The sequence below is a fragment of the Pseudaminobacter soli (ex Zhang et al. 2022) genome (genome assembly GCF_014595955.1).
Taxonomy (GTDB): Bacteria; Pseudomonadota; Alphaproteobacteria; order Rhizobiales; family Rhizobiaceae; genus Kumtagia; species Kumtagia pseudosoli.
This window is the reverse complement of record NZ_JABVCF010000009.1, coordinates 229625-241858: the sequence shown is the minus strand read 5'-3', so window position 1 is coordinate 241858 and position 12234 is coordinate 229625. Positions and strand designations below refer to the sequence as shown.

The following is a 12234-nucleotide window of genomic DNA, read 5'->3' as shown; positions in this document are numbered from 1 at the left end:
TGCCATTCATGGTTCTTGTTGCTCTGGCGGCTCATGAGGTAAGTCTTCGGCGAACTGAAAATGCGCCGCATGACCGAGACCGAACTGAAGTTCGTGCTAGACGAAGCGTCGTCGCATTCGCTGTGGCAGCGTGCGGTGGATCAGGGCCTGGCAAACGCCGTGCCGAGGCCGAAGGATCTCTACAGCATCTATTTCGACACGCCGGACCATGCCCTTGGCAGGGCCGGAACGTCGCTGCGCGTGCGGCGCGACGGGAGGCGGTGGGTGCAGACCGTCAAGACGCGTGCCGAGATGTATGGCGGGCTCTCGGAGGCCCGCGAGATCGAGGCCGTCGTACCGGACGATCATGTGGACCTGGAGGCGATCGCCGACGAGGCGGTTCGCGAGCAGGTGCGCGGCTGGGTGAAGGACGATCCGCTTCAGCCGATCTGCGAAACCAGGATAAGGCGGACAGCCGGGAAGGTACGCCTAACGGATGGCACCTGCGCCGAACTGGCCGTCGACGTTGGAGAGATCCGCGCCAGCGGCCGTGCCGACGCGTGGCGGGAAGCGGAATTCGAGCTCCTGGAGGGCCGTCCGGCCGGGCTCTTTGCGCTGGCCCGCAAGCTGATGCCCGAAGTCGGCGTGCGCTTCTCACGCTTCTCCAAGGCGGCCCGCGGCTACATGCTCGCGGAGGAGGGTCGGATCGAGCCGCCGCTCGCGGCCCGCAACGCCAAGCCGATCAAACTGAACGGGGAAGAGACCACGGAGCAGGCGTTCCGCGCCATCCTGCGCGAATGTTTCGACCAGATCGCCGAGAATGTGCAGGCGGTGCTGGAACTGGACGATTCTGAAGGGCCGCATCAACTGCGTGTGGGCCTGCGCCGACTGCGGACTGCATTCGCGGTATTCGCTTCGGTGGTGGAAAGCCCTGTGCTTTCACGCCTTGGTGACGAGGCGCGCTGGCTAGGTCATGACGTCGGCGGGCTGCGTGATCTTGATGTGGTCGCCGACGATGTCGTGAGGCGGGAAGCCGACGCGCACCAAGACGAGCCCGGACTCCTGCTGCTTGCTGGGGAGCTTGCGTCGATCGCGTCAGAGCGTCGCGAGGCTCTCCGAACAGTGCTTCGGGGGCAGCGAACGCAGGAATTCCTGCTCGATCTTGCCTGTTATATCGAGACCAACGGTTGGCGGGCGCAGGCGGAGGACTCGGGCAGCGGCAACCTTGATCGGCCGGTCAGCGAGGTCGCCGCAGACGCTCTTGAGAAGTCATGGAAACGCGTCAGGAAGCGCGCCGGCGGCGTCGAGGATCTTACCACCGAACAGCGCCACGACCTGCGCAAGGCTCTGAAGCGGCTACGCTATGCGGTCGAGTTCTTCGCCGCACTCTACAGGCCCAAGCGGGTCCAGCCATTCCTGAGGCGACTCAAGGTGCTGCAGGACATGTTCGGCCACCTCAACGACGCCGAGATTGTAAGACGGTCCTTGTCGGGCGCTGCGTCCCCACCGGCAGACGACGTTACCCTCCAGCGCGGCATCGGCTGGATGCTCGGCGTGACCCATGCGCGGGCCGAAATCGGCTGGGCGGAAACGAGAGCCGCCTGGGAGCGGCTGGAGGAGACCAAGCCGTTCTGGAGGTACGGCAGGCGGGGCGATTGATGGGGGCGGGGCATTGATCAGAGCGAGGCGACTGTCTTCAGGGCGCCGTCGAGCATTTCGCCCTTCTCGTCCTTCAGCGCGGCCTCGCGCAGGCGTCTGATCCAGTCGGCGGCGTCGGCCCGGCCCTTCACCAGTTCCAGGCCGGAGAGCACGCGGTCGAACTTTGAATGCGCGCGGGCGTGGGTGTCGCTGTAGCCCTTGATCAGGCGGCGGCATTCCAAGACCTCCACCGCCAGCGCGTAGTTGGCCGGAACGTGGCTGAGCGCCAACGCGTACCAGCGATCGAGGTGCTCGACCTCGACAGCGTGGCGCAGCAGTTTCCGGCGCCAGCGACGCAGGCCGCCGATCAGCCACAGGGTGGCGAAGCCGATCATGCCGTCGGTGCGCACACGGCGGCCACGGTTGATCCGCCGGTCGAGGAAAGCGGCGAGGCCAGGGCGGTCTTCGATGAAGCGGCCGAGGCGGACCGGCATGGTGCCGCAGAATTCCTCGATGCGCGGATGGAAATATTCGGTCACCCGCAGCACCGCATCGCCGCGCACGCCAACCTCGCGCCTGACCCGCGCCACGCGGCTGGAGCGCGTCTTGAGGTCGGCCACGCGGATCATGTCATCGTAGCACATGGCGTTGGCGAGGTGCTTTGCTGCGGCAATCGAAAGGGCGAAGCCGTGTCCGGCGTCGTCGAACGCGATCGCCCGGTCCAACTGGTCCAGATAGTCCGCCCCGTAGGCGAGATCCTGGTAGTCGACGACCTTCTTCAGGCCACGGATTGCCATCTCGCGGACGGGCTCGGGGAGACGGCTGACTCGGGCGAGCTGGGCGTACCAGCCGGCCACCTGCGAAGCGGGACCGCTTACGCCTTGTTTTGAGACCGCTGTGCCGCCCCTCACCTGGCTGCCGCTTCCGCCATCAGACGCCCCCACCTCCAACCCTTCATCCTTGTGAGGAGGGGTGAGGGGTGGGGGTGAAATCACAGACCTTGCACGCTCGTCGGGTTTTGAGGAGCTAACGTCTGCTGCCCTGTCATACGCTGCAGCGAAGGCTGCCAGGCTCGCCTTGACGCCGCGCTCCCCGGCGAGGATCGCCTGCTCGTAGGTCTCGCGCGAAAAGGGCAGGGCGCCCGAGCCCGCCAGCGCGCCCAGCAGGCTGGCCGAGATCACCGAGCCCGCCGATACTGCGATCTGCTCCATGTCAAAGGCGATGAAGCGCTTCGAGGCGGCAAGCGCGGCCTCGCGGACCTTGGCGGAGTCAGCGCGGCCGTCGCCGGGCAGGATCTTCTCCGAGACCGCCGCGATGCGGTGGGAGGAAGCGATGAGCGTGGTGCGGTCGGGCGTCACGAAGCCGCGCATGATGGCGCGGCCCGCCTCCATCAGCTCGGCGGCAATGAGGATGTCGACGTCGCCCTGCGCCGGTGAAAGCGCGAAGACCGGAAGCCGGCCGCGGTCGGGCGCCATCTCGATGTAGTAGATGGTCGCGCCGGTGCGCTGCGCCACGCCGGCCACGGAGGTTGATTGGGCGAGATAGTCGCTGCGCTCGGCAACGTCGATGATCCAGTCGGCGAGCACGCCCCCGCCCTGTCCGCCGACCGCGAGGATGGCGAGCTTGATGACCTCTGAGGCGCCTGCCGGCGCCGGCGTTCGCGGGCGGTCAAGCATCGGCGAAGGTCAGCCTCCGGCGCTCGCGCAGGCGTTGCAGCATTCCGATCGCCTTCCGCCGCATCGCGTCCGCAAAACGGTCCCAGCCGCCGGGATTGTGCACCGTGTCGGCACGGTAGAAGGAGGGGCAGAGCACCGCCGCGTCGGCCACCTCGCCGCAATTGCCGCAGCCGACGCAGGACTGATCGATATGCGCGACCGGGTCGTCGCGCAGCGGATCGTCGAGCGTCTTCACCGAGAGCGACGGGCAGCCGGAGAGGCGCATGCAGGCGTGATCGCCCGTGCAGATGTCCTCGTCGACGCCGAAGCGCGGCTTGACCACACGCTCGCCGCCCTTGATCGCCTTGTCGACCAGCGGCCGCTCGCGCCGCTGACGGTTGAGCATGCACTCCGAGGAAGCGACGATGACCTTCGGTCCGGTCTCCCCGGTAGTCAGCGCCTCCTTGAGAGTCGCCCGCATCTTCGGCACGTCATAGGTGCGGTCGATCTGGCGCACCCATTTGACGCCCATGCCCTTCACCGCCTCGGTGATCGGGTGCTTCGTCGCCTTCGTGCGGTTGTCCGCCCGCGACGACAGGATGTCCTGTCCGCCGGTCGCCGCAGAATAATAGTTGTCGACGATGACGATCACGCCGTCGTTCTTGTTGAACACGGCGTTGCCGATCGAGGAGGTCAGGCCGTTGTGCCAGAAGCCGCCGTCGCCGACGAAGGAGATCGAGCGCTTCTTCGCTTCGGGCGAATTGAAGGCGGACGCCGAGGCAGGGCCGAGGCCGTAGCCCATCGTCGTGGCGCCGAGCTCGAATGGCGGCATGATCGAGAAGAGATGGCAGCCGATGTCGGAGGCGATGTGGTGCTTGCCGAGCTCTTGCTCGACCAGCTTCGTCGCCGCGAAGATCGGCCGCTCCGGACAGCCGGTACAGAAGCCCGGCGGTCGGCCGGGCACGACGCGGGTGAGGTCGGGAATGTCGTGGCCGTTGCCCGCCGTGTTGGGCGCGCGCACCGCGGCCGGCAACAGATGGGCCGCATGGGTGCGCAGGAAGCCGCCGATGCCGTCGAGCATCACCTGGCCGGTATATTCGCCGGCCATCGGCAAAAACTCCTTGCCGACAACCTTCGTGTCGCGCCCGGCCTTGTGCAGCATCGCGGCGAAGGACTGCTCAATATAGTTGGGTTGGCCTTCCTCGACGACCAGCACTGCGTCCTTGCCTTCGCAGAAAGTCAGGAACTCGTCGTCGACCAGCGGATAGGCGGCGTTGAGCACATAGAGCGGCACCTCGGTGTCGCCATAGGTGTCGGCGAGGCCCAGCCGTTGCAGGGCGCGGATGACGGCGTTGTACATGCCGCCTTGGCAGACGATGCCGACCTTGCCGTCGGCTGGGCCGAAGAACTCGTTGATCTTGCGCGAGCGGATGAAATCAACCGCCGCCGGCCAGCGCTTCTCCACCTTCTCCTTCTCGTGCAGGAAGGAGGCGGGGGGCAGCACGATGCGGCCGGTGTCGCGGCGCGGCGCCGACAGCGCCTCGGCGACAGTCATGGTCGGGCGCTTATTGTCCTTGGCCACGAAGCGGCCGTGGACGTGGCAGCAGCGGATGCGCACCAGCAGCATGACCGGCGTATTGGAGGCCTCCGAAAGCTCAAAACCGTCCTCCACCGCCTTGACGATCGACGGCAGGTTCGGGCGCGGGTCGAGCAGCCAGACCTGGCTTTTCATGGCAAAGGCGTGGCTGCGCTCCTGCATGATGGAGGAGCCTTCGCCATAGTCCTCGCCGACGATGATCAGCGCACCGCCGGTGACGCCCCCCGAGGCGAGGTTCGCCAGCGCGTCGGAGGCGACGTTTGTGCCAACCGTGGACTTGAAGGTCGCAGCACCACGGATCGGATAGTGCACGGAGGCAGCCAGCATGGCCGTGGCGGTCGCCTCGGAGGCGCTCGCCTCGAAATGCACGCCGAGTTCCCCAAGAATGTCCTGCGCGTCGGCGAGAACGTCCATGAGATGGCTGATCGGCGCGCCCTGGTAGCCGCCGACATAGCCGACGCCGCACTGCAGCAGCGCCTTGGTGATGGCGAGGATGCCTTCGCCGGCAAATTCCTGGCCCTCGCCGAGGCGAAGTTTTTCGACTTCCTTGACGAAGGAGCGCTCAGCCATGGCCATCTCCAGAAGCTGAAAAGCACCCGCTCTCCGGCCGCTTCGCGGCCACCTCTCCCCCTAAAGGGGGCGAGGATGGGCGTCCAGCTTGGCTCCCGTCCGCTCCCCCGGGTCCGGCCATTGGCCGGCCCGAGGACAGGCTCCGCGAGGCGGAGAGGGGGCTATCCAGCATCGCTCAAATCTCGTGCTTGCGAATATTCTTCAGCATCTTCTGTAGCGTCGCAATGAATCCGGCGTATTCGGCGTCGTCGATGTCGTCGAACATCGCCTCGAACGCATCGTGCATGGCCGGCCAGGCTCGGCCAAATTCGGCGCGGCCGTCATCGGTGAGGTAGAGCTTGCGCACCCGGCTGTCGGTCTCGCCTTGCTCGCGGCGTACAAACCCCTGCGCCTCCAATGTGTCGAGGGTGCGCGAAAGCGTCGACTGCTCGATGACGGTATAGACGGAGAGGTCGTTCACGGTGACTCCCTCGATCACCGACAATACCGCCATCGTACGAACCTGGACAATGGTGAGGCCGCGCGTGCGGAATTCGTCGCGCAGGGTCGCATTGTAGCGGCCCATGATGCGGTTCATCAGATAGGGCGCGAACTGCTGCAGCCCGATCTGTCCAAGGGTGGCGGTGCGCTGGCGCCGTGGCTGCACGCTCTGGTCCATCTAGAGCCTTTGCGCCAGGAGAAAGCCCGAGCCGCCGCCGAGCCCCGCGCCCGGATGCGTCGACGCGCCGATGTGATAGAGGTCCTCGACCGGCGTCTCGTGATTGCGGCTCGTCTTGAACGGCCGCCACAGGAAGGACTGGTCTATCGTCGACGAGCCGCCATAGGGATCGCCGCCGACGAGATTGATGTTCATCGACTCGAGGTCGGCCGGCGAATAGGCGCGGCGCGCGATCACGCTTTCGCGAAAACCGTCAATGTGATTGGAAAGGATCTGCTCGACGCGATCCGCATAGGCCTCGCGCAGCGATTCCGTCCAGGACCCATCGGAAGGGATGGAGAGTTCCCCGGCGGCGTCGCCCTTCACGAAACGAGGCGCTTCCGGCAACTGCAGCCAGAGGATTGCCTTGCCCGGCGGGCAGCGCGAGGCGTCGAGCACATGCGGCTGGCCGACGCAGATGGTCGGGGTTTCCGGAAGCAGCCCGCGGATCGCCTCGTTGCAGGCCTTCGACACGCCGTCGAGCCCGGGCGTGAGGTGCAGCAGCGCGACTTCGCCCAGCCCTTCGCCCCTCCAGGCCGTCGGACGATCGAGCGCGTAGTGGATCTGGAAGTTGCCTTTGCCGTATCGGTACGAACGAACCGCCTGGCCTTCGCCTTCGCCGGCCCCGCCATCGAGCAGCCGGCCGTAGAACTGCGTCGGCGTCACCGAGCAGATGACGGCCTTTTGCGCCCGGATCTCCTCGCCGGAGGCGAGGCGCACGCCGACCGCGCGGCCGGTGGAGCGAATGATGGAGGCGACGTCGGCGCCAGTGCGGATCGTGCCGCCGCGCTCCTTGATCAGAGCCTCGAAGGCGGAAAGCATGTTCCGTGCGCCGCCCTTGACGATCGGCGCGCCGGCCGCTTCCAGCGCAAAGGTGATCACCTTGGCGATCTGGCCGGAAAAGGCGTCCTCGGGCCCGAGGCCGGCATGCAGCACCCACGGAGCCCACAACGCCCGCGATGTCTCGGACGCATATGACGTCTCCAGCCAGCCGCGCGCCGGAACCAACGCCTCGCCCAGGAACGCGGCGAGATTTCGCGGTCCGCGCCGCCATGCCTCGGCGGACAGGAGCTTCAGGATCTGCGTCGACCACAGGCGGCCGCCGAGCAGGCCAAAGAGCAGCCCGGCATTGCGCCCGATGTCGTCGACATCCCGAGCATACTGGTCGCCGTCGCCTTCAGCCAGCGCGTTCAACGCGGAGACGTTCGCCGCGCGGTTCCTCCGCTGCACGACGTGACGGCCGTCCGGCATGAGCACGCCGGTCGGTGTGCCGCTGTTGCAGAATTCGAGGCCGTGGCGGGCGAGGTCCTTGCCAAGGGTGGCGAATGCCGGCCCGGTCGTGAACAGCACCCAGGTCGTCGCCATCACGTCATGGACAAAACCGGGCGCGGTGATCTCGTCGGTGCGGATGCAGCCGCCGATGCGGTCGTTGCGCTCGAGCACCAGCACCTTGCGGCCCTTCCCGGCAAGGATCGCCGCGCAGACGAGCGCATTGATGCCGCTGCCGACGATGATGTGGTCGGGGATCATGGGCGGCGGCTCGCAGGCGGGATAACGTTTGCCCTAAGGGGTTGGCGAGTGCCCGTTCGCACCCCCCTCTGTCCTGCCGGACATCTCCCCCTCAAGGGGGGAGATTGAGCCGGCCGCGTCGGTTTCGCCAATCGCCAGCGTTGCAGAAATGGCGGCACGATCAACGCTGCCAATCTCCCCCCTTGAGGGGGAGATGTCCGGCAGGACAGAGGGGGGTGCGCAGGGGCACCTGCCTTGCCCAACCTACCCATTTCCGCCAACTTCCACCTGCCGTTCATGGCCAGCCGGATCCTATTCCGAAGTCGGCCTAGCTCACCCCCTAGCTACCAGCGCCAGCGCGCGGATCGGGCTGCCGGTGCCGTGCTCGATCTTCAGCGGCGCGGCGATCAGGATGGCGCCCTTCGGCGGCAGCTTGTCCAGGTTGCACAGGCTGGCGAGGCCGTACTTGTTGGCCTTGTGCATCAGGTTGTGCGCGGGGAAGGGCGGGTTCATGCCGCCTGCGAGGCCGGCGTCGGTGCCGATCGTCTCGCTGCCCCAGCCGACGATGTCCTTGCCGATCAGGTATTGGATCGCTTCGGCGGTCGGACCGGGCGTGTGCGGGCCGGTTTCGTTGGCGTTCAGGAATTCGGCCTCCGAGTGGTTGCGCTTGTACCAGTCGGTGCGCATCACAACCCATTCGCCGGCCTTGATCGCGCCGTGTTTGTCTTCCCAAGCCTTGATGTGGTCGACCGTCAAAAGGAAATCGTGGTTCTCGTCCGATTCCCTGGAGCAGTCGATGACATTGACCGGCGCGACCAGCTTGCCGACGGGCAGCGTGTCGGTGGCACCGTCCGGATAGTCCTTGCCGGTAATCCAGTGGATCGGCGCGTCGAAATGCGTGCCGGAATGCTCGCCGAGCTTCAGCCAGTTCCAGGCCCAGAAGGGGCCGTTCTTGTCGTAGTTCGAGATGGTGTGGATCTCGACCTTCGGCGTGTCGACGGCAATCTCCGGCGGCAGCTTGATCAGTGGCGTCTCGGGGCCGAGCACGGCGGTCAAGTCGACCACTTCGATCCCGCCCGACAGAAGCTGTCCGGCAAGCTCGCCAAGAAGTTGCTGCGTGTTCATGAATGTCCCCTCCAAACGTTTTTCTTGAGCAGTCCTCAAGCTCCCCCAATATCCACTAGACGAAAACATATGCATCTGCAATTATCTTTAAGCCTAAAGAAAAGGCGAGGGGGGAGTGAGCGAGTTCGACGCGATATTCATCGGGGCGGGCCACAACAGCCTCGCCTGTGCCGCTCATCTGGCCTTGAAAGGCTGGAAGGTCGCGCTTTTCGAACGCAACGACTGCATCGGCGGCGCAGTTCAAACAAGAGAATGCACTCTGCCGGGCTTCCGTCACGACTTCGGGGCCATGAACCTCAGCCTGTTCGCGGGCTCTGCCTTCCACAAGAAATATGCAAATGAATTGATCTTAGCCGGACTGGAGTTCGTCCCGGCAAGCGACTGCTTCGCCAGCGTGTTCCCGGACGGGCGCTGGTTCGGCGTGAGCACGGACCTGAATACGACGGTCTCGCGGATTTCGGAATTCTCCGAGGCTGATGCCGATATGTGGCGCCGGCTTGTCGCGGAGTTCCCGGGTGAGGCGGAGCATCTGTTTCGAGTGCTCGGCTCGCCGATGTCGTTACGCGCGCTGGCCGGCACGGCATGGAACGCATGGCGCAAGAAGAAGATGGGCGCGCTCGACACCGTCCGTCTGCTTCTCATGTCGCCCCGCGCCTGGCTTACCGAGACGTTCGAGTCGGAGCATGTGCGGGCGACTCTCGCCGCGTGGGGCATGCATCTCGACTTCGCGCCCGACATCGCCGGTGGAGCCGTGTTCCCATACCTGGAATCCATGGCGAACCAGAGTTTCGGCATGGTGCTAGGCAAGGGCGGGGCCGACACTATGATCGGGGCACTCGAAACAATGGTGACTGCTGCTGGAGGCAAGGTCCTCACCTCGGCCGAGGTAAAGGAGATCGTCACGGAAGGCGGCCGCGCCACCGGCGTGCGGCTCGCTTCCGGCGAGATGCACAGGGCGCGCAAGGCGGTCGTGGCGGGTGTCGCGCCCGGAGCGCTTCCCGGAAAACTGCTGCCCGAGGGCTCCGGCGATGCCAGCTTCGATCGTTCGGCCAAGGCGTTCCGGCATGCGCCGGGGACGATGATGATCCATCTCGCGATGGAAGATCTTCCAGACTGGCGCGCCGGAGCCGAGCTGCGCCGCTTCGCCTATGTCCATCTCGCGCCGTCGCTCGATGCCATGGCGCGAACCTATCAGCAGGCGATGAGCGGGATGCTGCCCGACGAGCCGGTGCTGGTGGTGGGGCAGCCTACAGCGATCGACCCATCGCGCGCGCCGGAAGGCAAGCACGTGCTGTGGCTGCAGGTGCGGGCGCTGCCGGCGGAGATCCGGGGCGATGCGGCCGGGCAGATCGAGCCGGCGCACTGGGACGATGTGAAGGAGCGCTACGCCGAACGCGCCCTCGACATTCTGGAGCGCCATGCTCCGGGCTTGCGCGGAAAAATCCTCGGCCGGGCGATCTTCTCTCCGCTCGATCTCGAGCGTGAAAACCCGAACCTCGTCGGCGGCGACCAGATCTGCGGTAGCCATCACCTCTCGCAGAATTTTTTGTTCAGGCCGGTGCGCGGCTTCGCGAAGTGGAACACGCCGGTCGAACGGTTGCACCTGATCGGCGCCGCTACATGGCCGGGCTGCGGCGTGGGGGCCGGCTCGGGTTTCATGCTGGCGCAGCAACTCGCCGGGAAGTAACAATCTATTCTCGTAGCTGGAGGGCTGCGACCAAGCAAATACACCCGGAACAACCGGGGTCGGGACAACCAGAAGGGGAACGACAATGACGATCAACAGACGTCAACTCATGGGCTACGGCGCATCCGCGCTCGGCGTGGCGGCCATCGGCATGCCAAGCCTGGCGAGAGCCCAGGCGAACGAACTCACCATCGCCTACAACGTCAATCTGCCATCGTGGGATCCCACGACCGGTCCGTCGGCGGTGAACCCGACCATCCAGGGCATCTACCAGTCGGTGTTCGACCAGTTCATCCCGCAGGCGCCGGATCTTTCCTTCGGTCCCGGCCTGCTGACCCAGTGGGGGTGGAACGAGGACCGCACCAAGGTGATGATGGTGGTGCGCGAAGGCGTCACCTGGCACGACGGCTCGCCGTTCACGCCCGAGGACATCGTCTGGTCGCTGGAGCGGGCCGGCAAGGAGGAAACCGGCAACCCGATCCAGTTCGTCTGGAAGAACGTCAACAACTTCAAGATCGACGGCAACAAGATCACCGGCGACGTCGTCCAGTTCGATCCGGTCTATTTCAAATGGATGTCGTTCCTCACCGGCTACGTGATGCCGAAGGCCTATTTCGAGAAGGTCGGGGCGGAGGGTTTCGAGGCCAAGCCGATCGGCACGGGCCCGTACATGGTCGAGAAGTTCGAGCGCAACGCCTTCCTGCGGTTGAAGGCCAACCCGAACTACTGGGGCGGCAAGCCGGCTTTCGAGAACGTCACGATCAAGTTCGTGCCCGATGCGGCGAGCCGTGTCGCGGAGATCGAGTCCGGCTCCTCGCAGGTGACGCTCGAAGTGCCCTACGAGGAATACGACCGCCTGATCGCCAAGGACGGACTGACCGGTTCGGTGACGAACATCTCCGATATCGGCATGATCTTCCTGAACGACATCGACGTGATGCTCGACAACAACGTGCGCATGGCGGCGGCGATCTCCATCGACAAGAAGCTCCTCGTCGACCGGCTGCTGCGCGGCTACGGCCTGCCGCTCAATACGCTTGAGACTCCCGAATACGCGGCATTCGATCCGTCGATCAAGGTCGAATACAATCCGGAAAAGGCCAAGGAGCTGCTCGCGGCGTCCGGCTACTCGACCGACAATCCGGTCAAGTTCACGATCCAGACCACCAAGGGCTTCAAGCCCAAGGACTACGAGATGATCCAGGCGATCGTCGGCATGTGGCGCAAAGTCGGCATCGAGGCCAACATCGAGGTCTACGAGATCGCCAAGCACTACGAACTGCGGGCCGCCGACAAGCTCGCGCCCGCCGCCTTCTACAACTGGGGCAACGCGATCGGCGATCCGACCACCTCGACCGGCTTCGCCATGTATGGGCCGAGCCCGCACTCGGTCTGGGACGGTCAGGACGTCATCGACGCGATCAATCCGCTGTGGGGCGAACCCGACGAGGCCAAGCGCATCGCCGGCTGGAAGGCGGTGTCCAAGCTGATCGCCGACAACGCCTATGTCATCCCGCTCATCCAGTATGCGCAGCCGATCGTGCATTCAAAGAGCGTGAAGGTGGTGCCGCATGTCTCCGGCGCGCTGCTGCCCGCGCTGATGACGCCGGCGTGAGGAAATCGCCGATGCTGCGCGTTCTGTAAGGGCGCGCGGCATTGGCGTGCGTCCTTCGAGGCTCGCCTTCGACTGCTCGCGACTTGGTCGCTCGCGCTCAGGGTCGCACCTCAGGATGAGGAACGTTTGTGCCAAATGCCTTCATCTTTGAGGCCCTGCATC

Annotated in this window: 8 protein-coding genes; 3 read left to right on the top strand and 5 right to left on the bottom strand. The window is 65.5% G+C overall.

Features of this window, described 5'->3' with window-relative positions:
• Positions 1-60: 60 nt before the first annotated feature.
• On the top strand, positions 61-1638 hold the full coding sequence (locus HUI96_RS17960; protein WP_237684190.1) for a CYTH and CHAD domain-containing protein: 1578 nt from the start codon (positions 61-63) through the stop codon (positions 1636-1638).
• Positions 1639-1655: 17 nt separating this feature from the next.
• Here the strand turns inward: HUI96_RS17960 and HUI96_RS17955 are convergent, their stop codons facing one another.
• From HUI96_RS17955 to HUI96_RS17935, 5 genes are all read right to left on the bottom strand, one after another.
• Positions 1656-3293: an indolepyruvate oxidoreductase subunit beta family protein gene (locus HUI96_RS17955; protein WP_188256049.1), complete on the bottom strand. Its 1638-nt coding sequence runs from the start codon at positions 3291-3293 to the stop codon at positions 1656-1658.
• Positions 3286-5439: an indolepyruvate ferredoxin oxidoreductase subunit alpha gene (locus tag HUI96_RS17950; protein WP_188256048.1), complete on the bottom strand. Its 2154-nt coding sequence runs from the start codon at positions 5437-5439 to the stop codon at positions 3286-3288. Before HUI96_RS17950 ends, HUI96_RS17955 begins: the two co-directional genes overlap by 8 nt.
• Positions 5440-5614: 175 nt before the next feature.
• Positions 5615-6097, bottom strand: coding sequence for a MarR family winged helix-turn-helix transcriptional regulator (locus HUI96_RS17945; protein ID WP_188256047.1), 483 nt, complete (start codon positions 6095-6097; stop codon positions 5615-5617).
• Entirely contained in the window at positions 6098-7666 is a 1569-nt protein-coding gene (locus HUI96_RS17940) for a phytoene desaturase family protein (protein ID WP_188256046.1), read from the bottom strand.
• 312 nt (positions 7667-7978) lie between these two features.
• Positions 7979-8770: a cyclase family protein gene (locus HUI96_RS17935; RefSeq protein ID WP_188256045.1), complete on the bottom strand. Its 792-nt coding sequence runs from the start codon at positions 8768-8770 to the stop codon at positions 7979-7981.
• 115 nt (positions 8771-8885) lie between these two features.
• Between HUI96_RS17935 and HUI96_RS17930 the strand changes: the two genes are divergently transcribed.
• Together HUI96_RS17930 and HUI96_RS17925 are read left to right on the top strand one after the other, a co-directional pair.
• Positions 8886-10457, top strand: a complete 1572-nt coding sequence (locus tag HUI96_RS17930) for an FAD-dependent oxidoreductase (RefSeq protein WP_188256044.1) — start codon at positions 8886-8888, stop codon at positions 10455-10457.
• Positions 10458-10542: 85 nt separating this feature from the next.
• Positions 10543-12072, top strand: a complete 1530-nt coding sequence (locus HUI96_RS17925) for an ABC transporter substrate-binding protein (RefSeq protein ID WP_188256043.1) — start codon at positions 10543-10545, stop codon at positions 12070-12072.
• The last annotated feature ends 162 nt before the right edge of the window (positions 12073-12234 follow it).